This window comes from Pseudomonas duriflava, assembly GCF_007830155.1.
Lineage (GTDB): Bacteria > Pseudomonadota > Gammaproteobacteria > Pseudomonadales > Pseudomonadaceae > Chryseomonas > Chryseomonas duriflava.
Genome location: NZ_VLKY01000011.1, coordinates 82,844 through 105,918, shown reverse-complemented (window position 1 = coordinate 105,918; position 23,075 = coordinate 82,844). Strand labels below are relative to the sequence as shown.

At 55.7% G+C, this 23,075-nt stretch carries 18 protein-coding genes; 8 read left to right on the top strand and 10 right to left on the bottom strand.

Annotation, left to right across the window (positions count from 1 at the left end):
• Nucleotides 1-44: 44 nt before the first annotated feature.
• Nucleotides 45-2,564, bottom strand: a complete 2,520-nt coding sequence (locus tag IQ22_RS16105) for a TonB-dependent receptor (RefSeq protein ID WP_425298872.1) — start codon at nucleotides 2,562-2,564, stop codon at nucleotides 45-47.
• 405 nt (nucleotides 2,565-2,969) lie between these two features.
• On the opposite strand from IQ22_RS16105, the gene IQ22_RS16100 reads away from it, so the two are divergent.
• Both IQ22_RS16100 and IQ22_RS16095 read left to right on the top strand, forming a co-directional pair.
• The gene (locus IQ22_RS16100) at nucleotides 2,970-3,887 is read left to right on the top strand and encodes a GGDEF domain-containing protein (protein ID WP_145143827.1); all 918 of its coding nucleotides are present in this window, start codon (nucleotides 2,970-2,972) and stop codon (nucleotides 3,885-3,887) included.
• Nucleotides 3,887-4,903 carry an AraC family transcriptional regulator gene (locus tag IQ22_RS16095; RefSeq protein WP_145143825.1) on the top strand — a complete coding sequence of 339 codons (1,017 nt, stop codon included), beginning with the start codon at nucleotides 3,887-3,889 and terminating at the stop codon, nucleotides 4,901-4,903. Before IQ22_RS16100 ends, IQ22_RS16095 begins: the two co-directional genes overlap by 1 nt.
• A 103-nt stretch (nucleotides 4,904-5,006) precedes the next feature.
• Here IQ22_RS16095 and fusA read toward each other — a convergent pair whose 3' ends face one another.
• On the bottom strand, nucleotides 5,007-7,109 hold the full coding sequence (fusA, locus tag IQ22_RS16090; RefSeq protein WP_145143823.1) for an elongation factor G: 2,103 nt from the start codon (nucleotides 7,107-7,109) through the stop codon (nucleotides 5,007-5,009).
• A gap of 480 nt (nucleotides 7,110-7,589) precedes the next feature.
• Between fusA and IQ22_RS16085 the strand changes: the two genes are divergently transcribed.
• Together IQ22_RS16085 and IQ22_RS16080 are read left to right on the top strand one after the other, a co-directional pair.
• Nucleotides 7,590-8,399, top strand: coding sequence for an outer membrane protein OmpK (locus IQ22_RS16085; protein WP_145143821.1), 810 nt, complete (start codon nucleotides 7,590-7,592; stop codon nucleotides 8,397-8,399).
• A 453-nt stretch (nucleotides 8,400-8,852) separates the two neighbouring features.
• Nucleotides 8,853-11,495 carry an MGH1-like glycoside hydrolase domain-containing protein gene (locus IQ22_RS16080; RefSeq protein ID WP_145143819.1) on the top strand — a complete coding sequence of 881 codons (2,643 nt, stop codon included), beginning with the start codon at nucleotides 8,853-8,855 and terminating at the stop codon, nucleotides 11,493-11,495.
• Between the two features lie 181 nt (nucleotides 11,496-11,676).
• Here IQ22_RS16080 and IQ22_RS16075 read toward each other — a convergent pair whose 3' ends face one another.
• The 8 genes from IQ22_RS16075 to IQ22_RS16040 form a co-directional block, all read right to left on the bottom strand.
• Nucleotides 11,677-13,209: a sensor domain-containing diguanylate cyclase gene (locus IQ22_RS16075; protein WP_145143817.1), complete on the bottom strand. Its 1,533-nt coding sequence runs from the start codon at nucleotides 13,207-13,209 to the stop codon at nucleotides 11,677-11,679.
• A gap of 267 nt (nucleotides 13,210-13,476) precedes the next feature.
• Nucleotides 13,477-13,881 carry a D-ribose pyranase gene (gene rbsD / locus IQ22_RS16070; RefSeq protein WP_145143815.1) on the bottom strand — a complete coding sequence of 135 codons (405 nt, stop codon included), beginning with the start codon at nucleotides 13,879-13,881 and terminating at the stop codon, nucleotides 13,477-13,479.
• 8 nt (nucleotides 13,882-13,889) lie between these two features.
• Nucleotides 13,890-14,798, bottom strand: coding sequence for a ribokinase (rbsK, locus tag IQ22_RS16065; RefSeq protein WP_145143813.1), 909 nt, complete (start codon nucleotides 14,796-14,798; stop codon nucleotides 13,890-13,892).
• Between the two features lies 1 nt (nucleotide 14,799).
• Complete coding sequence (locus IQ22_RS16060; protein WP_145143811.1) at nucleotides 14,800-15,816, bottom strand: LacI family DNA-binding transcriptional regulator; 1,017 nt, start codon at nucleotides 15,814-15,816, stop codon at nucleotides 14,800-14,802.
• A 2-nt stretch (nucleotides 15,817-15,818) separates the two neighbouring features.
• Complete coding sequence (locus tag IQ22_RS16055; RefSeq protein WP_145143809.1) at nucleotides 15,819-16,802, bottom strand: ABC transporter permease; 984 nt, start codon at nucleotides 16,800-16,802, stop codon at nucleotides 15,819-15,821.
• The gene (locus tag IQ22_RS16050) at nucleotides 16,799-18,352 is read right to left on the bottom strand and encodes a sugar ABC transporter ATP-binding protein (protein WP_145143807.1); all 1,554 of its coding nucleotides are present in this window, start codon (nucleotides 18,350-18,352) and stop codon (nucleotides 16,799-16,801) included. Before IQ22_RS16050 ends, IQ22_RS16055 begins: the two co-directional genes overlap by 4 nt.
• Before the next feature lie 73 nt (nucleotides 18,353-18,425).
• Nucleotides 18,426-19,385 carry a sugar ABC transporter substrate-binding protein gene (locus IQ22_RS16045; RefSeq protein ID WP_145143805.1) on the bottom strand — a complete coding sequence of 320 codons (960 nt, stop codon included), beginning with the start codon at nucleotides 19,383-19,385 and terminating at the stop codon, nucleotides 18,426-18,428.
• Nucleotides 19,386-19,557: 172 nt separating this feature from the next.
• Complete coding sequence (locus IQ22_RS16040) at nucleotides 19,558-19,998, bottom strand: carboxylesterase family protein (RefSeq protein ID WP_244309207.1); 441 nt, start codon at nucleotides 19,996-19,998, stop codon at nucleotides 19,558-19,560.
• 649 nt (nucleotides 19,999-20,647) lie between these two features.
• On the opposite strand from IQ22_RS16040, the gene IQ22_RS24160 reads away from it, so the two are divergent.
• The 4 genes from IQ22_RS24160 to IQ22_RS16020 all read left to right on the top strand — a co-directional run bounded on the left by IQ22_RS24160 (nucleotide 20,648) and on the right by IQ22_RS16020 (nucleotide 23,001).
• Complete coding sequence (locus IQ22_RS24160) at nucleotides 20,648-20,860, top strand: OsmC family protein (protein ID WP_208733655.1); 213 nt, start codon at nucleotides 20,648-20,650, stop codon at nucleotides 20,858-20,860.
• Between the two features lie 52 nt (nucleotides 20,861-20,912).
• Nucleotides 20,913-21,392, top strand: a complete 480-nt coding sequence (locus IQ22_RS16030) for a MarR family winged helix-turn-helix transcriptional regulator (protein ID WP_145143803.1) — start codon at nucleotides 20,913-20,915, stop codon at nucleotides 21,390-21,392.
• Between the two features lie 24 nt (nucleotides 21,393-21,416).
• Nucleotides 21,417-22,133: a nitroreductase gene (locus IQ22_RS16025; protein WP_145143801.1), complete on the top strand. Its 717-nt coding sequence runs from the start codon at nucleotides 21,417-21,419 to the stop codon at nucleotides 22,131-22,133.
• A 121-nt stretch (nucleotides 22,134-22,254) separates the two neighbouring features.
• Nucleotides 22,255-23,001, top strand: coding sequence for an NADPH-dependent F420 reductase (locus tag IQ22_RS16020; protein ID WP_145143799.1), 747 nt, complete (start codon nucleotides 22,255-22,257; stop codon nucleotides 22,999-23,001).
• Nucleotides 23,002-23,075 lie beyond the last annotated feature (74 nt).

Sequence of the window (23,075 nt, the reverse complement as noted above, 5' to 3'; positions counted from 1 at the left end):
GATAGGCGCTGCCGGGCGAAGCCGTACAGGCGCCGCATATAGGATTAGAAATGGGTCAGGGTCAGGCCAACGGTGAAGGTGCGTCCGTACTCTTCGTACTGATAGTTGTAGCGATGCTCATCCTGGAAGACGTAGTACGGCTGATCCGTCAGGTTCTGGGCCTCGAAAAAGACCTGAAGGTTGTCGGTCAGGAAATAGCGTGCGCTGAAGTCGACGAAGAATTGATCGTCTACGTAGGTGTCGTAACGCTTGTCGCTGACATTGCCGACCTCATAGAGATAGTCCGACTTGTAGTTGCCGGTCAGCCTCAGGCTGACCTTGTCCTTTTCGTACCCGACCATGAGGTTACCTGTAACATCCGACTGGCTCGGCAACGAGATACTGCGCCGATTTCCCTGCGCATCCTCGATGTCGGCACTGGATCGGCTGAACGTGGCATTGGCGCCCAGCAGCAACCCGTCCCAGGGGGCCGGTAGCATTGTCATCTTTTGCGAATAGGCCAGCTCGAGCCCGTACACCTCGGCCTTGTCACCGTTGGCATAGGTCGCCGCTTCGGAGAAGTCGGCATAGGCGCCGCTTCCAGCCAGGTCGGTGTTGTAGATGAAACTTTTGATGTCTTTGTAGAACAAGGCAGCGGATATCACGCTGGCGTGGCCCATGTAGCGCTCGATGGCTAAATCCAGATTGCTGGACTCCAGGGGCGACAGATCGGGATTGCCGAATTCGGCCTCGTCATCGTCAATGACAAAGCCGGGCGCCAGTTGCCCGAACGTAGGCCGTACGACGGTGTTAGTCCAGGCCGCCCGGACCTTTGTATCCTCATCGAGTTGATACTGGGCATGTAATCCCGGTAACCAGTGATGGTAACGACGCTGCCGATCGATGCTCTGGAAGGTGCCGTCGATGATGCCGGTGCCCCTGGCCTGGAAGTCGGTTCCCTCGTAGCGCACACCACCGATCAGGCGCCAGTCCCCAATATCCACCGTGTTCATGACATACGCTGCGTTAATGTCCTCATGCATGGTGAAATCATTGATCAGGGACTCTTCTTCATCATAGAAATCGCCAGCATTCAGGCGAGCGATCACACCGTTGACGGCATCACTGTCGATTCCATAGCGGTCGGCCCCCAGGGCATAGTCGAGCGTGCTGCCCTGAAAATTACTCAGACTGAGCGCGTCATCGGTCAGGCCGTAATCACTCAGATCCTCATAGCTCCATACATCCGTGTCGTTCTTCTTGGTACGGCGGCTCAGCTTGCCGCCGAACTTGACCTGGGAGTCGTATCCGGCCATCGCATAGTCATAAGCTAGGTCCAGCCGGATGTTCTTTTCGGTATCTGACGTGTACGAACGCGACCGCTCGATCTCGTCCAGGGTGTAATTACTGGAAGCAAGGGCCGTTGTGCTGCTAACGGCGTGCGGTTGTTCACCATCATAGAATCCGGCATCCAGCGCATCGGATATGAAAGACGCCGAGTCGGTATGGAGCGGTGTACGTTCTTCGGCCTGGCTGTATCCTGCCTGTGCCTTGACTGTCCAGTTCTCGAGCTGGCGCTCTCCGCCCAGCACATAGGACTGGATATTCTGGGTTTCAGTCCGATCCTTCAGCTCACGGCTGATCACGGTTTCACCGGTCTCGCCTTCGGCAAGCGCATCCTCGAAACTGAAGACCGTGGCATTACGGGTTTCGGTATCCTTGAAGCGGCTATACAACGTGCGTAGGTAATAGCTGGTGTCATCGTCCGGCCGGTAGTCAAAGTTCACGGCACCACCGGCTCGTTCCCGGCTGATGACATAGTCACGCTGCTCGAAGCCTTCCAGTCGGTTTCCATTATCGAAGTCCCAGTCCCCTCCGGTTTCGACGTTATCGGAACCAAAATGGCGGTCCTGCCAACTCAGCGCGGCGGCGACGCCGAAATTGTCGAAACCCTCTCCCAGACTGAAACGTTGACTGATGGCACCCGAATATTTGGGACTGAAGCGATTCTGGTTCTCGTCGTAACTGGTTTGTGCGGTGAGCGAATAGAACAGATCATCGTGATCGAAGGCTGACAGGCTTTCAATTTCGATGGTGCCGCCAAGAGAGTTCGCGTCCATGTCCGGCGTCAGGGTCTTGATCACCGACATGGACTGAATGAGTTCGCTGGGCAAGACATCCAGAGCCACGGCGCGACGATCACTTTCCGGAGCAGGCACCAGCGTGCCGTTGATCGTGACACTATTGAGATCCGGACCGAGGCCGCGAACCCGAACGAAGCGGCTTTCGCCCTGGTCCCGCTCGGTAGACACACCGGGTACCCGCTGCAAGGCTTCGGCAGCGTTATCGTCAGGCAACTGACCGATGCTGTCGGCATGTACCACGCTCTCGACACTGTCGGAGTCGCGCTGCTCCTGCAAGGCCTTGTCCAGGCTATCGGCCTGGCCATAGATGGTCATGTGCTCGGTGACGGAGGTGGCATCCTGCACCTCCTGGGCCCATCCCTGCATGGCGGCGGTAATGGCCCAGGTCAGCGTGCTGATCTTGAACGCGGCGTAGGCGGTACGTTGCTGTCGTGTACTCACGGTAAGGCTTCCTGCGTCGTGGGGCAGATGGAATGGCAGCGGACGGTAGGCGGCGCATGTGTCACTTCCGTTACACAGGACAGGCAGACAGACCCGAACAGGCCGTTTTGAAGCACAACCGTGGTAAAAATGAGCTGATCGGACCCTGCATAGGTAGGTAGTCGTGGTTCAGCCACTCGTGAAGACGGGACGTCACGGCCGAGACGCCCCGTACCGGAACATCAGCGCCGATGCGCCTTTCAGCGGGATGACTCGGCTCCTTTCTCTGATGGACAAGGGCAGGTGCCGGGTCGGATTTTTCGCTTTCCGGCCTGTTTTTGCCTGAGCCGATTGCACCTGCCCCAGCATCACCAAACTGTCACAGACATCTGCTCTGCTTCCGCCATCTCGTTCGGAACCACGGTCATGCTCAGCTACTGGAAATTTCATCGCCTCAAATTACTGTCGATCATCACCTGCGCCCATGCCGGGCTATTGAGTTACCTGTTGGCAGGCGCTCTCAAACCCCTCGATGAATTCGTGATCCTCGATATTCTCGGTGAGGGCGGCTCGGCCATGATGGCGTTCATCTGGATCTGTCTGATTCTCAAGAGCCGACCCGCCGGCCGCGTGACGACCCTGCTCACGGCCGGACTGGGTTGCGTGTTTTTTTCCCTCTGGATGGACTTTCTAGACGAATTCATGCAGTTGCCCGAGGCATTGCACTGGGATCACTGGCTGGAATCGACGCCGATGCCGATCGGCCTGCTTCTCCTCACGATCGGGTTGTACCACTGGCATCGTGAGCAATTGGGCCTCAACCAGCAGATGCGCAAACGGGAACGCCTGTTCCGCGAGCACCTGCACTTCGACACGCTGACGCCGTTGAGCAGCGCGGACTATCTCAAGCGCCAGATTGAGCTTGAGCGCAAGCGTTACCTTGAGACGCAGCAGACCTTTTCCCTGATCGTGGTGGACATGAATGATTTCGCCGTACTGAATCGAGTTCACGGTCACGCCGAAGGTGATCGTGTCCTGCAGGCGGTCAGTCAACTCCTCATCATGAACCTGCGCCAGCATGATCTGCTCTGCCGCCTGGCCGGTGATCGCTTCGTCGCCCTGCTGCCCAATACCGGCACGTTTCTGGCGCAAACACTGGCCCAGGAACTCGAACGCGCCGTACGCCACTTCGCCTACAAAAGCCAGTCGCACGGCGAAACGCTGACCTTGTCGATCACCGCCGCGGTCTGCATCGCGGGGGACGAATCAGCCGAGCAGGTACTGGAACGGCTGCAGTCGGCCCTTGCCCAGGCCAAACAGGACACCCTTCGGAGAGCGGCCTGATGATCTGGTATGAGCGGGACCAGCGTTGTATTCCGGCGCACCATCAACCGGCCTGCCTGATTGACCTAGCCTTGAGCAGGGGGATCGAGCAGCATCGGTTAATGCGAGGTACGGGCCTGTTCTATGACGACGTGCTGGCGGGGCAGACTCGAATCAGTCCGGAACACTTCCTGCGTTTGCTACAGAATGCCGAGCATCTGCTGAGCGCACCGGACACCAGCTTTCTCCTGGGTCAACGGCTATTGCCGGGGCACTACGGCGCCGCGAGCCTGGCCTTGAGCCATGCGGCCAACCTTCAGGAGGCCCTGGACCTGCTGGTCAGACATCGCGCCTCGCTGAGTCCTCTGTTCGCGCCCCGTCTGGTCCACGATGAGCAATACTTGTGCCTGTACTGGATCGACAGCTGTGGGGCCGGAACGACCCGCCGCTTCATGGCCGAAACCTGCCAGACCACTGTTGCCGCCATGTGCCGTTGGCTGTCAGGCGAGCATCTGCCTTGGCATTTCCTGTTCAGCCATGCACAGCCCTCGTACCTCGAACAGTACCAGGCCCATCTGGGCAACCAGCTTCACTTCAATGCCCAGATAGATGCCATGATCATTGCGCGGGAATACCTGATTAAACCCTGGCCGCGCGCCCAGAGTACAGCCGGGCGGATCGCCCAGCGGGACGCACTCACTGAACAAGCCAGTCAGGCTATGGAGCAGGGCTTTCTGGAGCATATTTATGCTTTGCTCCAGGCGGATGCACGCCAGCCGGCCAGTCTGGAATCACTCGCCGTCCAGTTGGGCATTAGCCCTTCTACGCTCAAGCGTAAATTGCACAAGCATGGAACCCACTTTCAGGCCGTCTATGATCAAGTGCGCAAGCATGTGGCCTTGTACTTGTACTGGTCCAGGGGACTTACAAATGAGGAAGTCGCCGATTATCTCGGCTTTCACGACACCACGAATTTTCGGCGGGCATTCAAACGGTGGACCGGGTGTGTACCAAGCATATTAAAACCTCTTGCCTAAACCAGGCATCCTAAGGCACGGCTTTGACCTAATGCCAAAAACCATACCCTTATATGCAGCGGCCTCCAAAAAAGGAGGCCGCTGCAATAAGTAAGTACTAGGCTTAGGTCGTTTTTTTGATTATGGCTTCAACGATGTTTCTCGGCGCTTCGGCATACTTGGAAAATTCCATGGAATAGCTGGCCCGCCCTTGGGACATCGAACGCACATCCGTTGCGTACCCGAACATCTCGCCTAAGGGAACTTCCGCACGCACTACCTTGCCGGACAAAGTGTCTTCCATCCCTTGGATCAGCCCGCGCCGACGATTAAGGTCGCCCATCACGTCGCCCATGTACTCTTCCGGCGTGACAACCTCGACCTTCATGATCGGTTCAAGCAGAACAGCACCTCCTTTCTGAGAGAGCTGCTTTGTCGCCATTGAGGCCGCAATTTTGAACGCCATTTCGTTCGAGTCTACATCGTGATAGGAACCGTCAAACACCGTTGCCTTTAGACCCAATAAGGGATAGCCGGCAATAACACCGTTCTTCATCTGTTCTTCGATACCCTTTTGGATCGCAGGGATGTATTCCTTTGGAATCACGCCGCCTACGACTTCGCTGGTGAACTCGAGCCCCTCCTGACCTTCGTCAGCCGGTGCGAAACGAATCCAGCAATGACCGAACTGACCACGACCACCAGACTGGCGCACAAACTTGCCTTCGATTTCACAGGTATTGCGAATGGTTTCCCGGTATGCCACTTGCGGCTTGCCGATGTTGGCCTCAACGCCAAACTCGCGCCTCATCCGGTCGATAAGAATATCCAGGTGCAACTCACCCATACCGGAAATGATCGTCTGTCCGGACTCCTCGTCCGTCTTGACCCGGAAGGACGGGTCTTCTTGAGCCAGCTTGCCAAGCGCAATGCCCATCTTTTCCTGGTCCGCCTTGGTTTTCGGCTCTACCGCCACCGAAATGACCGGCTCCGGGAAATCCATTCGTTCGAGGATGATGGGATGCTCAATTGCACATAAGGTATCGCCCGTCGTGACGTCCTTCATGCCGATCAGGGCTGCAATATCGCCCGCACGAACTTCCTTGATTTCTTCACGAGTGTTGGCGTGCATCTGCACCATCCGCCCCACGCGCTCCTTTTTGCCCTTCACCGAGTTAAGGACCGAGTCACCGGAAGACAGCACGCCGGAATAGACGCGGGCAAACGTGAGCGTGCCCACGAAGGGATCGGTCGCGATCTTGAAGGCCAGGGCGGAAAACGGCTCGTTATCGTCCGCATGACGCTCGTCAGTCTTTTCCGCATCGTCCGGATGGACACCCTTGATCGCCGCGATTTCAATGGGTGCAGGGAGGTATTCGATCACCGCATCGAGAACCAGCGGTACGCCCTTGTTCTTGAAGGAAGACCCGCAAACCGCAGGGACCACCTCACCGGCCAATGTGCGAAGGCGTAAGCCCAGGCGAATTTCGTCATTCGTCAGCGGCTCGCCTTCAAGATATTTACCCATAAGATCTTCATTGGCTTCCGCCGCCGCTTCCACCATGCGCTCGCGCCATTCTTCCGCCAGGGTACGAAGCTCATCGGGAATCTCCTCCTCGCGGTAAGTCAAGCCCTGATCCTCATCGTTCCAATAAATAGCCTTCATTTTGAGCAGATCGACCTGCCCTATAAAGTTTTCTTCCCGCCCGATCGGCAACTGGATGGGTACGGGCGTATGCCCCAAGCGTTTCTGGATCTGCTCGACTACACGCAGAAATTCAGCGCCGGCGCGGTCCATCTTGTTGACGTACGCAATACGCGGCACGTGATATTTATCGGCCTGGCGCCATACCGTTTCGGACTGCGGCTCGACGCCATCCGCACCGCTAAACACTACGACGGCGCCATCCAGTACACGCAATGAGCGTTCGACTTCAATGGTGAAATCCACGTGGCCGGGGGTATCGATAATATTGATACGGTGACGATCGAACTGCTTGGTCGAGCCGGCCCAAAATGCTGTAGTAGCAGCTGACGTAATGGTAATGCCGCGCTCCTGCTCTTGGACCATCCAATCCATGGTTGCAGCACCATCGTGCACTTCACCCATCTTATGGTTGACCCCGGTGTAGAACAGGATCCGTTCAGTAGTCGTGGTTTTTCCGGCATCTACGTGGGCGACGATGCCAATATTGCGATAGCGATCGATGGGGGTGGTACGAGCCATGGAGCTTTCCTCTTGAATTACAACACGGGCATTGCCTGCATTGACAGATGAGGTTCTACACCGGAACAGCAATACCCGGCATGAGCATGAAGTATGGATCGTAATTAGACGCTCAATGCGACAAAACGTTTGGCTTAGATAGTTATGATCCGTCGGATTTCAAGAACCTCTCTTTGGTAAGACGTTATCGAGCCCGCAGGCGTATGGATCTTCCAAATCCGGGTCTAGCTGTCCGCCGGCCTAGCACATAACGCCTGTCCCTCCACTAAATACCCTTATTAAAAACACTGTTGATTGCCAAGCGCGCTCTATAGAATGCCCGGCTTTTTCACCAGTACCTGTTAGCCCGCCTCAGATGCCTCTTCTATCAAGCGCTTACTCTGCCCAGAAGCCGTCTCGCTTGGCGTGGATATTGCTAAAAGCCAACACTAGAAACCTGACCAATCCGCCAGGTTCAATTTGAAATCAGGAGCACCTTTGATGAGCCGTACCGTTTCCTCATTAACCTTGGCCGCAAGCCTGCTGGCGACTGGGCACGCCATGGCTGAAAGTCCAATGCTGTGGCATGGCGAGAGTCTGACTTACCTGTATGGCCAGAACTTTCGCATTGATCCCGCCATTCAGCAGACCGTGACGTTTGAGCATGCGAGCAATTGGACATGGGGCGATGTTTTTCTTTTTGTAGATAGCATCTGGTTTAACAGCGGTGCTACGGATTCCGATGGCAACCATGGCTTCTACGGTGAGTTCAGCCCGCGGCTATCCTTTGGCAAGCTTTCCGGTACGGACCTGTCTTTTGGGCCGATCAGTGATGTATTGCTAGCGGCAACTCTCGAATACGACCAGAACGATGGCAGTGGTACTCGGGATAATCGTAACTACCTGATCGGTCCTGGCTTCGATTTAAAGATTCCCGGCTTCGATTATTTCCAAGTAAACATCTACTACCGCAAGCCTGACGGCACGACAACTCCTTCCGGTGCCTGGCAGGTTACACCAGCTTGGTCCTACACCATTCCCGTCGGCCGCTCGGATATCCTGATTGATGGATACATGGACTGGGTAGTCAACAACAAGGGAGACTACCATGCCAATCTGCATTTCAATCCGCAAGTGTCCTATGACCTTGGTAAGGCGTTGAATCTGGAAGCCAAGCACTTATATGTCGGGTTCGAATACGACTATTGGAAGAACAAGTACGGTATCAAGGATGGGGGCTACGTCAGCGAGAACTTTGTAGGCACGACGGACCAGAATACTGCCAGCCTAATGGTCAAGTATCACTTCTGATCTTTTCAGCCGCGCCGCCAGAAATCGCTGGCGCGGCTCATCAAACGTACCTGCAAAGGCGGGTACACCTTCTCCCTCCGCTTCCTCTAACCTTTTCTACCATTCGGTTTACATAAGCATAAACGTGCAACTGGCGGCTCAATCACTCAGCCAGCACTCTCACCTATAAAGCACTAAAACAGCGCGCATGGAGGCATGCACGCACCATGGTGAAAAAAAGGGCCTAGAAACGTTTCTATCTGTTATCAACTACGCTGGAGAAAATGGCTTGTTTCAGGCGTAACCCGCCCCGCCACTGCCAAGCACGAGCCTGAACCTAAACCTGAGTAGAATGTTCGATCCTTTCATACTTCGAGCATGGGGATAGGGCTTTTCCTATAACCATGGCCCTTGGGTTTGAATCCTGCGGGATCGAGGTGTCTATGTAGATACAGACCCACCGAAGGAGAGACAATGACGACACATCCCGCACCCGGCATTCTGAATACCATTGAGGGTCAGCGGCTCGCCGGGCCTGAAGCCGATCATTGGCGAAAATGGGGTCCGTATCTAAGCGAGCGGCAATGGGCAACTGTACGTGAAGACTATAGCGCCTCAGGTGATGCCTGGAGCTATTTTCCTCATGACCATGCCCGCAGTCGCGCGTACCGTTGGGGTGAAGATGGACTGGCAGGCTTTTCTGACAGAGCCCAGCAATGGTGCCTGGCGTTGGGGCTATGGAATGGTCGTGACCCGTTTCTTAAGGAGCGCCTATTTGGCCTGACTAACGCCGAAGGTAATCACGGCGAAGACGTCAAGGAGTTGTATTTCTATCTGGATGGTGTTCCCAGCCATGCCTATATGCGCATGCTTTATAAATATCCACATGCCGCGTTTCCCTATGCCGATCTAGTAGAAGAAAACGCTCGGCGCGGACTGGGAGATGCCGAGTATGAAATTCTCGATACAGGTGTGTTCAACGACAATCGCTATTTTGATGTCACCGTTGAGTACGCCAAAAATACTCCTGATGACATCATTATGCGGGTAACCGTTGAAAACCGTTCGGCCGAGCCTGGGCGGCTGCATGTTCTACCGCATCTCTGGACACGAAATACCTGGTCTTGGACGGGCTCACCGAAACGGGCGCACTTGGCACTACAAGATGACGGCCATGTTCTTGCTACCAATTATGACTGGCACGATCAATGGGCAACAGCCTGGGGGGACTCCTCCCATGAATGGTTGTTCTGCTCCAACGAGACTAATGTTCAAAAACTTGAAGGCCGTGACGATGTAACGGGGCCTTTCAAGGATGGGATCAATGATTACGTTGTGGACGGTGTGGCCGACGCCGTTCGCCGCGATGAAGGAACCAAGGTTGCGGCTCATTTTGTACTCGACCTTCCTGGCGAAGGACGCGCACAGGTGTACTTGCGTCTGGCTCCCAAGGAAGCTGGGCCGGTCGAGGCCGACGCCGTTATTGCAGAGCGCCGCGCAGAGGCAGACGCCTACTTTGCCGAACTGCAACGCAACATTACCCATGAGGATGAACGCAACGTTCAACGGCAGGCGATTGCCGGTTTGCTCTGGTCCAAGCAGCTCTATTATTTTGAGGTGAACCGCTGGCTGAACGGCGACCCCAACTTGCCTGCGCCGCCTGAGGTACGTAACCACATCCGTAACGGTCAGTGGCGTCACCTGGTCAACTTTGACATCGTGTCCATGCCAGACAAGTGGGAATACCCCTGGTATGCCTCATGGGATCTGGCCTTCCAGGCCGTTGCCTATGCTCTTATTGACCCTGGCTTTGCCAAACGGCAGTTACTCCTGCTGGTCAAGGACCGCTTCATGCACTCCAATGGCCAGTTACCGGCCTATGAGTGGAATTTCGAGGACTCCAATCCTCCTGTACATGCCTGGGCTACCTGGCGTGTCTATCAGCAAGACAAGTCTCTTACCGGCAAGGGTGATCGCCAATTCCTGGAGCGCGTCTTCCATAAACTGCTGCTCAACTTTTCCTGGTGGGTGAACCGTAAGGATGCTGAAGGCCGTAACCTCTTTCAGGGCGGCTTTCTAGGCCTCGACAACATCGGGGTGTTTGATCGCTCAGCCAAACTGCCGCCCGGTTATCACCTGGATCAGGCAGACGGCACGGCCTGGATGGCCGCTTATGCTTTGGACATGATGCGTATGGCCCTGGAGCTAGCCAAGGAAAACCCCGTGTATGTCGATATGGGTGTACGGTTCTTCGAACACTTCTTGCACATCGCAGGAGCGATTAATTCGGGCGAAGAACGTCACGACGGCTTGTGGGACGAACAGGACGAGTTCTTTTATGACGTGCTGCACCGCCCTGATAACACGTGTGAGCCCTTGCGGCTGCGCTCCGTTGTAGGACTTATTCCGCTTTTTGCCGTACAGGTTCTGGAGCAGCGGGAATACGAGGACTTGCCCGGTTTGTATGGCCGCCTGCGCAGCTTCCTACGCTACCGTCCGGACCTGGCAAAATTGGTTTCGCGCTGGACCGAACCTGGCCAAGGCAACCGGTTTCTGCTTGCCCTTCTTCGTAGTGAGCGCACCAAGAATCTGCTTACTCGTATGCTTGACGAAAGCGAATTTCTCTCTGAATTCGGTATTCGTTCTATGTCCAAGGCGCATGCCGAATCGCCCTTTGAAATGCGCCAGTCGGACGGGAGCCTGATTAGTGCACGTTATCAACCTGCGGAATCCGATTCGCGTTTGTACGGCGGTAATTCAAACTGGCGCGGTCCACTGTGGATGCCGATCAATTACATGTTGATTGAATCGCTGCACGAGTTCGCTCGTTACTACGCCAGTAATTTCTCAGTAGAGTACCCGACCGGCTCAGGCCAACTGGCCTCGTTGGAAGATGTAGCCAACAGCCTTAGCCAACGGCTCACGCGCCTGTTTCTTAAGGATGAAGAAGGAAATCGACCTAGCATGTCGGCCTATCCGCAATTGCAGAACGATCCGGCCAGTCGGGATCTGGTGCTGTTCCATGAGTATTTTCATGGCGAGACGGGACGAGGTCTGGGAGCCTCTCACCAGACAGGCTGGAGCGCACTGGTAGCGCTGTTACTCCAACCGCGTTAGTACATCCAACTGCCAGACATACGAAGGGACGGGCTAATGTCCCTTCGTATGGTCCAATCCTAACAAAACCCTACTGCCGCTGCGGTAAAAGCGACTCGATGAGCCCAACGCAGCATGACTTCACGTTAATAGTTGTTAAAACAACATCTCACCGCGTCGAGATCACATAGACACCATTAACTCACAGCAAGCATAGGGAAGGATGTATGCGGTTTCGGCCCTGCTCCTTGGCTGCATAAAGTGCTTCGTCGGCAGCTTTTATCAGTATGTTGGGAGTAAGTCCTTTTTCGCTAGGCGAGTATGTGTATGTACCTATACTGATAGTAACGTATCCATGCTCACTACCGGCGTGCACGATGCGGAGCTCACGAATAGCCTCGGCAATATTTTCTGCAACCTGATAGGTACCTACTTCGTCTGATCCTGGAAGCAGGACCATGATCTCTTCCCCCCCGTACCTCACCGCCAGGTCGCCTGCTCGCCTGACAGAAGCTTTGACGGCATCGCTCACTGTCTTGATACAAGCATCACCGGCAGGGTGTCCGTAGAGATCGTTGTAGCGCTTGAAATGATCGATATCAATCATGACCAGACCGAGCGGAGTGTGCGTACGACGCGCCCGGCTTATTTCGAGAAGGAGTACGGCGTCCAGATGCCGCCGATTGGCCAGCCCCGTCAGGCTGTCTTGTAAGGCAAGCGTTTCTAACGCGGCATGTGCCTGCCGCAGCTCCTTCTCCGCCGCTATACCAAAGCGGATCTGACGAAGCAGTACACTACCAAAAAACAACAGGGCCAGGATAACAACAGCCACGACGACAGCTGACCTGTAAAGGTCCTGATACCACGGCGCCAGAACAGCCTGCCGCGACAGGCCTGCCTGCACAACCACGGGATAACGCTCCAGCTGTCTATAGCTGTTTACCCTTTGTACTTGATCGACTACTGACGTGATATGAGCAGTACCCGAAAGCGCATAAGGCAAATGCTTGGTATAGATTTCGCCTTTCGCCAAACTTGTACCGATCATCTTTTCGACGAAGGGGCGGCGGGCCAGAACGGTGCCATCCCGTAGGGCAATAACAAAGATCCCTTGTTCGTCCAGGCGAAAGCTTTCATAAAATTTAATGAAATAATCTACATAAAGCGTCACTAGAAAAACGCCCGCGAAACTTCCGTCTGGGTTGTTAATGCGTCTGGAGACAGGAATGACCAGGTCACCTGTTGAGCGGCTTTTAATGACGGGGCCGATATGCAATTTATGATCGTTATGGTGTGACTTGTGATAGATGAAGTACTCACGATCCACGCTGTTGGCGTTAGGCGGAATCGTATCCTTATCAGCTATTAGCCAGTTTCCCTCCTGGTCATAGATAAATATGCCATGGATCTGACTCATGACGCGGGCTTGATTCTTAAAGAGCCGCTGCATTCTCGGCTTATCTACATTATCCAGCCCATATGATTCCAGGCGCTCAATCATGCCAAACGAAAAAGCTTCAAGCTCCTTGATCGCATCTTCAGCATGCTGAGCCGCAGCGCGGGCAAGATTTTCGGAGTTCACCTCGCCCATTTCGAGGTACTGCCTGTAACCTGTCCAGCTCTGCCATCCTCCTACAGTAAGGATGGCTACGATTACAAGAGCTAAAAAGGCTAACGCCTGACGCTGTATACGTAAATGCTGAAGATCTCTTCGGGAGCGTGGCGGGTTGGGCATCAGAAGGCTCGGCAATCGGCTCTACATATAGCCGTTCCATAATAGATCGTTTCCCTACGCAATTTCTTAAAGTCGGCGAGGAAAAAAGTAGCATTCTGCCTTCGTAAAAGATTAAACGGTGTCCCGACAGATCATGGGCAAACACCCTAACAAAAAGTTCAGCTGTCAGGCGCATCATGCTGAAAGATACAATTTAATGGAGCAAGAAAGCATGTCTTGCGCCAGGTATGGCCCTGGAAGCGAGCTGAACAGCTCGCAGGGTCTCCTCTAAAAGGTAACGCCAGCAATCAGCGCGATATTGGTGTAAGGATGGCACTCACCCGTACGGACTTGCACGCGGGCTTTTTTGCACAAAGCCTTGAGCTCTTCATGAGTGACTAATTGACGCTTACCTAACTCACCCGCAGCGCTTAGTCGCTGAATTTCCGCCAGGGCTGGCGGCTGTTGGGCAACGGTCTCCTCTGCCAGCACATGAGACTCAACATTCATCTCGCTCAAGATGACACGCAGCGTAGTAGCGAAGTCAGGCACCCCGTGGGTCACGGCCAGATCAATACATTCCACGCCAGGCGGGACCGGCATACCGGCATCACCGATAGCAATGACGTCACCATGGCCGAGACTGGCAATCACGCGGGACAGCGCACTATTAAGCAGAGGTGTCTTTTTCATAAGCGCCCTTAGAACTTCAATTCGCGGCGATAGGGAATGGAGGGTTGCGCACCGGCACGGGTAACGGATAGCGCGGCAGCCTGCTGGCCCAGGCGGACGGCCTCCTCCAGCGGCAAGCCTTCGCCTAAGGCTGTGGCAAAACCACCAACAAACGTATCGCCAGCCGCTGTGGTATCAACAGCCTGAACGACTTGCGCCGGGAAGTGCTGTTGGCGCTCGGTATCCTTGTAGAACACACCCTGCGAACCCATTGTCAGCAGAACACGTTTGGTGCCTGCATCAAGTAACTTCTGTGCAGCCTGAGCGGCCGTCTCCTGCGAGTTGACCTCAATACCGGTTAAGAGGCTGGCTTCACTCTCATTAGGCACTAGGTAATCCACATAGCCGTACCACTGTGCCGGTAGCGGACCGACAGCGGGCGCAGGGTTCAAGATAACGGTCTTACCCAACTCATGGGCGCGTGTCAGGGTTTTCTCGACCGTTGCAACCGGCACTTCCAGCTGGGCGATGACTACATCAGCCGCCTGAAGCGTCGCGTCGTATCGGGTCAGGTGCTCCGGAGACAGCTCACCATTGCCGCCAGCGACGATTACGATGCAATTCTGCCCTTTGTCATCAACCAGAATAGAGGCGGTGCCAGTCGGTACGCCGGGCATAGATTCGACGGCTGAACATTCGATACCTTCGGCTTCAAGACCGCTGCGCAGCTCTTCGCCATAGGCGTCGTGGCCGATACAGCCGATCATGCTGACCTGTGCACCCAGCCGGGCGCACGCTACGGCCTGATTAGCACCCTTACCGCCGGGTGCGGTGACGAAACTGTGCCCAGCCAGAGTCTCGCCCCCTACAGGTAAACGTGGAGTCCGTACTACCAAGTCCATGTTCAGACTTCCCACGACAACAATCTTTGCTTGCATCTTATGAATTCTCGCTCAATTCGATAGCCGCGGTGGACTCACGCACCACAAGGGTTGGAGCCACCACGGTATGGTTGGGTGGAGTGTGGCGCCGCTGCTCAAGTCGAGCCAGAAGCTGCGCAGCAGCGCGCTCGCCCAGCTGCAGAATCGACTGCCCTACCGTGCTCAATGCTGGATAAAGGTAGCGGCTCACAGCAATATCATCGAAACCGATCACTGACAAATCGTGCGGAACACGTAGACCACGCTCAGCGGCGGCACGCAGAACCCCGATTCCAATCATGTCGTTTCCGGCAAAAATTGCGGTGGGGGGGGCTTCTTCCAACAAGCGCACCGCAGCCGTGTAGCCAGCGGCGCTGGTAAATTCGGTGTTGAGTAACCACTGCGGCTGAGTGCTTTGCCCTGCTTCGCTCATTGCCCGGCAATATCCAGCCAGACGCTGCTGAGCTACTAAGGTCTCGGCAGGACCGCCTACACAGGCGATACGACAATGGCCTAACTCCAGCAAATGCCGGGTCGCCAGATAGCCACCCGCCTCATGATCGATCTGTACAAGATCGGCCTCGACGCCTTCCAGTGGACGGTCTACCAGTACCATTGGAACCTTGACCGCGGCCAACGCCTGGGCGAACTCACTATCGCCACCGACGGTTGCCACAATCAATCCATCGATACGTCGCTCCAGGAGTACACGCAGGTAACGGCGCTGCTTGATGTTGTCATCGTCGGAATTACAGAGGATAACACTGTAACCGTTACGCTCGCAGTGATCTTCAATGCCTCGCGCCAGCTCTGCGAAGTACGGGTTGCTGCCGTTGGGTACGAGTAATCCAATGGTACTGGTTGCCTTGGCCTTGAGCGAGCGGGCTACCCCGCTAGGGACGTAGCCCAGCTGGACGATAGCCGCTTCGATCTTAGCCCGCGCCTCGGGGCTGACGGGACGAGTACCATTGAGCACATGCGACACTGTGGTATAGGAAATGCCGGCCAGCGCCGCGACGTCCTTGATAGTTGCCATGCTTAGCCTCGGCGCTTGGCACGGTGGCTGCGGTAGGTATCGAGCACCACGGCAACCACGATCACTGCACCGGTGATGATGCGCTTAGTCGGCTCACTGGCCCCAATCTGGGCTAGGCCTGCTGCCAATACCGAGATAATCAAGACGCCAAAGAAGGTGCTGATAACCGAACCGCGCCCCCCCATAAGGCTGGTTCCGCCAATTACCACTGCTGCGATAACCTGCAATTCGAGGCCCGCACCCGCATTAGGATCAGCCGCTTCCAGACGCGACACTTGAAACAATGCCGCTAGCCCCGCCAGCAGCCCCATCAGGGCAAACACCAGGACTTTGTACGGCTTAGGGTTGATACCTGCGAGGCGCACTGCCTCCTCGTTGGTGCCAATAGCAACAAGGTAACGGCCAAACACACTGCGGGTCAGCAAGGCGTGAGCGATCACGATCACCAAGAGCGCCAGGATAAAGGACGGCGATATCCCGAAGGCAAACGGTGTAGACAGCCAGCCGTAGACGTCACCAATATAGGCTGTGCGTGAGTCGGTCAGCTGATAGGCCAATCCTCGTGCCATTTCGAGCACGCCCAGGGAGACAATAAAAGATGGAATCCGCCATGCCACGGTTACGGTGCCGGTCACGGTACCGGCCAGCGCGGCGCAAAGCATGCCCAAGGCAGCTGATGGGAAGATGCCCCAACCCCAATTTAATGTTGCAACACTGACGACCGATGCCGCCAGCGCCACCACCGAACCCACGGACAAATCGATACCGCCGATGATAAGGATTAAAGTCATCCCCACCGACAACACCATCAGATCCGGAATCTGGTTAGCCAGCATCGTGAAGGTGTTATAAGACAGAAAATGACTGCTCATTGCAGAGAACAGCACAATCATGGCGAGCAAGGCGCCTGCTAGTCCCAGGTAAGTGCCGAGGCCAGATACGCTACTGCTGCGCTTGGTCACAGCCGGAGTTACGGTAGTATTCATACGGAAAGATCCTGTAATGGAGCGGTCGCTTCGCTCAGCATGGCCTCGCGACTGCTATATCCAGCAAAGGCAGCGGCCAAAAGGCGGTCCTGGCTCCAGTCGTTACGGTCGAAAGTTTCCATCAGGCGGCCAGCAGATAACACAGCGATCCGATCACAGATCAACATCAACTCACGCAAGTCGCTAGATACCACGACGAGTGCCTTGCCCTGCCGAGTCAAGTCGCCGAGTAGGCCGTAGATGTCGAACTTAGCGCCAATATCGATGCCCCGAGTGGGCTCATCGAACAAAAGCACCTGACAATCACGTTCGAGCCAGCGACCGATTACAACCTTTTGCTGGTTACCACCGGAAAGCTCGCCTACTGCCTGCTGCGGACTGGAACTGCGAATACGCATGGCCTTGATCTGCCGTTGGGCCAGCGCCAGCTCGGAAGAGGACTGCACTACACCATGCTTGGCGATAGCAGGCATGTTGCCTAACGCCAGGTTTGCGCAGATGGATTGGGTGAGCAACAACCCCTCCCCTTTACGGTCTTCGGTGATCAGAGCAATACCGTTACGCACAGCTTCGGCAGGCGACGTTACCTTTACTTCACGCAGCGGATCGCCGATGAAAATACGACCACTGTCAGCCGGGTCGGCCCCGTAGATCAGCCGCAGCAGCTCAGTACGACCGGCACCAATCAGACCGGAAATGCCCAGGATTTCACCAGCGCGCACCTCGAAAGAAACATCACAGACCTTGTTTGATCGGCTTAGCTTTTCCACCCGCAATACCGGATTGCCGATATGGCGTTCGCCTAGATCGATATGTTCACCTAACTCACGACCCACCATTAGCGCGACCAATTGGTCGGTGTCATACCGGCTGATTTGCTCAACCGCAACAAGCTTGCCATCCCGCAGAACCGCGATGCGCTGGGAGATACGTTTTAGCTCCTCCAGCCGATGAGAGATATAGACGATAGCAACGCCCTGAGCCTGTAAGCGCTCAATTTGCTCAAACAAAAGATCGACCTCACGCGCCGTCAGCATGGCCGTGGGTTCGTCGAGAATCAGAATGCGGCAATCGCCGATCAGGTTGCGGGCGATTTCCACCATCTGTTGGTGGCCTACGCCCAGCTCGGAAACTAAGGTGTCCGGGTCGATAGCATCCAGCCCGACCTGTGCCATGGCCAACCGCGCCTGCTCGCGCAAACGTCCGCGGGAAATCCAGCCACCTCGGCTAGGCAGGTTATCGAGAAACAGGTTTTCGGCAACGGTCAGGGTGGGCAGCAGGTTGAGCTCCTGCATAACCATGCGTACGCCCAGACGCTCGGCTTCGGTGCGGCTACCTGGCGTGTACGGCTGACCAAGAAAAGTCATCTGCCCAGTCGTGGGCGGTGTCAGCCCTGCAATGATCTTGGACAATGTGCTCTTGCCCGCGCCGTTCTCTCCTGTCAGCGCCAACACTTCGCCAGGATATAGCTCAAGGCTAACATCACCCAGGACGGGCTGCGCATAGGTCTTGCCGATGCCGGTAATAGAAAGGACAGGCCTGTCCGACATGATGGTCTCCTCTAAATACACCTTATACGGAGCCGGTAAGTACCGATCCGTATAAGGCCAGGGCTACAGGGGGTTACGGCTTGGTCACAAGCTCGACAGGCGTTTCGATGACACCGTCAACCGCCCCGGTCGATTCGCCCTTGATCAGTTTGAGCGCCGCGTCGATACCAAACACCGCCTGCTTGCTGCCGTATTGGTCGGCAGTTGCCAACACGCGACCGTCCTTAAGCATGGGCTTGATCGCGTTGATATTGTCATAGCCCACTACCAGCACTTCGCCCTTCTTGCCTGCAGCGCGTACAGCGGAGACAGCGCCCAAGGCCATACTGTCATTACCTGCCAGTAGCGCCTTTAGGTTGGGATGTTCGTTGAGCATGGCGGACGCTACGGCGTTGCCCTTGTCGATTTCCCAGGAGCCAGACTGCACCCCTACAATCTTCATACCGGCGCCTTCCATCGCATCCTTAAAACCTGCGGTGCGCTGTTGAGCATTGAAGGTAGTAGAGACGCCTTCGATGATGCCAACTTCATCCCCAGCCTTGAGTTGCTTGGCAAGGTACTCACCCACCAAGCGAGCCCCTTTACGGTTATCCGGGCCCACGAAGGGCACTTCGAGCTGTTTGCTCTTGAGCACGTCCTGATCCAGACGGTTGTCGATATTTACAACCTTGATGCCAGCATCCATGGCTTTCTTAATAACAGGTACCAATGCCTTAGAATCTGCCGGCGCGATGACGATGGCATCGACTTGAGATACGATCATCTGCTCAACGATACGAATCTGGTTGGACGTATCCGTTTCATCCTTGATGCCATTGGAGATCAGATCGAACTGGTCAGAGTGCTCTTTCTGGTAGCCCTTGGCACCGTCTTCCATGGTGCGGAAGAACTCGTTGGCGAGGGACTTCATCACCAGCGCGACCTTGGGTTTATCCGCATCCTGAGCATAAGCCGCGGACAAGGGCAGAAAAGCGGAAGTCGTGGAAAACAGAACAGCAGCAGCGAGAAGCCGCATAGGGCGGGATGCGTTCATGGTGCACTCCATTGTTATCTTTGTTATGGCGCAAACGTTTGCGTGGCAAAACTATGAGAAGAATTGGCAGGATTGTCAATCTGCGAAGTGTGATGACGGGCGGGTTGCCAGAGAGAGAAAAAGAAAGGAAAAAGGCACGTCGAGCCGGCCATGACCGGCTCGACGCAATGGCTTACGGTTTGGTGTGCTGAGTTTTCTCGATCAGGTCAAGGCGCTCTTTCCAGGGGTCCTCTTTAAGGACTGGACCTTCATCGGCCGTGAAATCCAAGACCAGATTGCCTTCACGGTTGAACGGCAGCCAGCGTGCCACATTTGTACCGTTGGGATTACCGGTCTTGATGAAGTTGACGAAGATGGCGTGGGCATCGCTGGCCATGGCCTGATCCTTGCCCGTTACCTTGTCGCCATATCGCGCTTCCAGCGTTTTGAAGAAATAGGGAATTTCGCTGGCATGCTGCGCCCCCGTGGTCTCACTGCGCAGCGAATCGGCAACGTAGGAGAAGCGATAGAGAAATGCCCGGCGATCATGCTGGGAGATCTTAGTGGCGACGAAACGAGCCGGCTCGGTCATCATCCGGTCGATTCTGTTGAAAAAGTCGATTTTTACAGACACGGGTTGTCAGAGGTCGAAAAGCGCTCGATTTTCGCATTGCTATGTAAAATCCGATGCATCTCTGCCTTCTGAGCGAGTCAGATTTCAGCGTCGCTTACCTTCTTTCATAGGCGAGCGTCGCTACGGGACTTTTTCAACAGAATCGTCCCATTGCAGCCGTTCGTTACCTGCGCAGATCGACCAAAAGCAGCCAGTTGCTTTATTTGGCTGGAGGCTTTAAGCCAGGAGAACAGCGCGTTGCGGCTCAATCAGTAGCGCTTCGCCCGAGCGGATTTCACACGCAATCCACCGCCTCGCTGAAGGACGTTGAATCTGCTGACCCATCCCGCGAGTTTAGAAAATGCCCCAGAAAGCGATGCATGTTCAAAGCACGGATAGCTGAGGGGCGTTCTGACCGCCGAGCATGGTTGCGCAATACTATATAGTGCGCTATATAATAGCGCCTAATAAGGATGTTGGCCGTACCGGGTCGCGCTCTGTTAAGCCGCTGAGCGAGCTGTCGAGGTGTTTTTGAAGTGGACTCTGTGCCCTGCCCGCGCGACTTGGTGGCGAAGGCGGAGGGACGAACTCTGACCAGTTATTTGCTGCTGGGTATGCCATCTGCTTCAGCGCAGCGGTTATCTAGGTCACCCATGCTTAAACCAACCGAGTGCGCGACAGTGACATTGAGGTGATTGCCCAGGTTGATGTCAGCCCGGACGGCCGGGGCAGTTCTAGGTTTTCAGTAATGTTGGAAGTGACGATTGCAGGTGTTGATCAGACAACTGCAAATGCAGTAGTAGCGGCGGCGCACAAAGTGTGCCCGTACTCGAGCGCGATCAAGAGCAACATCGATATCTGGTTTTTGGTCACCGTACGGTAACGAACCGGCGACTCGAAACAGTGTTAACTCGACTGATTATTTGCAGAGGCTTATGAAATCTATCGCCCCAGATCAATTTGATGCCTATTCGGATGCGATTAAGCATGGCGCCGGGAAAGAGCTCTCGTTCGCCTTGTACGGCGCGGCCAACCGCATGGTGCGACTCCACAAGCCTTTTCTGGAACCCCTCGAACTTACCTTTCCACAGTATCTGGTGCTACTGGAACTTTTCGCCGATGCGCCTCGTACGGTCGGCGAGCTTGGTGCCAAGCTGAGCATGGAAACCGGCACGCTTACCCCCTTACTCAAGCGCCTAGAGGCCTCCGGCAGAGTGACCAGAAAGCGAGATGTCGCTGATGAGAGGCGAGTAGTAATCGACCTCACCCCTGCGGGCGAGGCATTGCGTGAAGCCGCTCTGGCTGTCAGTGGACAGATCAAAAGCGCTTGCCACCTCGACGAGCGAGGAATTGTAGATCTGAAGAACACACTCGATGCGCTCGGCTGGCCAGCTGACAGAGGCGCCGACTTTTAACCGTTCGTTCAACAAGAGGTATTCATGGCTATGCAGTCTGATCAATCCGCAACCCAAGCGATGCCCGGCAACACAACAACTTTTGAGGACGCGGTACGTATACGTCGTTCCATTCGCGGTTTTCTCGACAAGCCCGCCGCTGAAAATGTCATCCGCGAGGTTTTGGAGGACGCCCAACACGCGCCCTCCAACTGCAACACGCAGCCATGGAACGTTCATATCGTACGTGGCGAGAGGCTAAAGCAACTCTCTCAACTGCTTCACGCAAAGAACGATGCGGGTGAATTCACCCCGGACTATTCATTCGATGTGAACGACTTTTACGGCGAGTATCGGGAGCGCAATAACGCGCTCGGAAAGGCTTATTACGAAGCTATGAATGTGATGCGCGAGGATAAGGAAGCTCGGCATCGTGCGGGTGCGATGAACTATTCATTCTTCAATGCTCCCCATGCTGCGTTCTTGTTCATGCCGTCTTTCGGTGACGATGTTCGAGTAGCGGGCGACATGGGTATGTACGGGCAGACATTTCTGTTGTCGCTCGCCGCCCGTAATCTAGGCGGCATCCCGCAGACCGCGCTCGGCTTCTTCGCGGGTACGATCCGCGAGTTCCTGGGCATCCCTGACGAGCTGAAGCTGCTGTTCGGCATCTCATTTGGCTACCCCGATGAAAATGCTCCGGGCAATCGTGTGCGCATGGATCGCGTGCCGCTCGAGACAAGCGTGACCTTTCATTCCTGACTGATCCCGGGGATAGGCAGCGCGCCATCCCGGTTCCGAGACGAAACTGTCCAACGTCGCGACGTCATCCGCTGTGCGGATCGTGGCGCATTGATGATGCATGTACGAAGAGGATAAGCACATGAAAATCGGCATTCTTGGCACTGGCCATATCGGCAAGACGCTTGTTCGCACGCTGAGCGCAGCGGGTCATGACCTCAAAGTTGCCAATTCGCGCGGTCCCGGCAGCATAGATGCGGACATTCTGATGAACGGCGCTCGCGCCGTGACGGCGGAGGAAGCAATCGTCGACGTCGACGTCGTCATTCTCTCCATCCCGCTCAACCGTATCCCCGACGCGGCAAAATTGCTGGCCGCGATCCCGGACGAGACGGTGGTGATCGACACGTCCAACTATTACCCGCATCGCGACGGCAGGATTGACGCAATCGAGGCCGGGCAGGTCGAGAGCCTGTGGGTTGCCGAGCAGATCGGCCATCCGATCGCCAAGGCCTGGAACGCGATCGGCGCCGCGTCATTCGCCGACAAGGGCAAGCCCACTGGCGAGCCAGGCCGTATCGCGATCCCCGTCGCAGCGGATCGCGACACAGATCGCGAGGTTACGATGAGGTTGGTCGAGGACAGCGGCCTTGATGCGGTCGCTGCGGGCAGCCTTGCGGACTCGTGGCGGCAACAGCCCGGCTCGCCGGTCTACTGCACGGACCTTAGCAGGGACGAAATACCGGCGGCACTGGCTGCGGCGGAAAGGGGCCGGCTGCCCAAACGCCGCGACCTGGCGGTGGCGGTCATCACTGAACGCATGGGCGACGGGACGACCAATCCGGACGCGGATTACCTGTCGCGTCTTAACCGGGCGATCAACCAATAGATCGCGCCCTGCTGCGCGCGCGGCCAGTCCTCGGCCGAGCGCGCGGGTGACACACCTGAAATGACAAAGGAGCT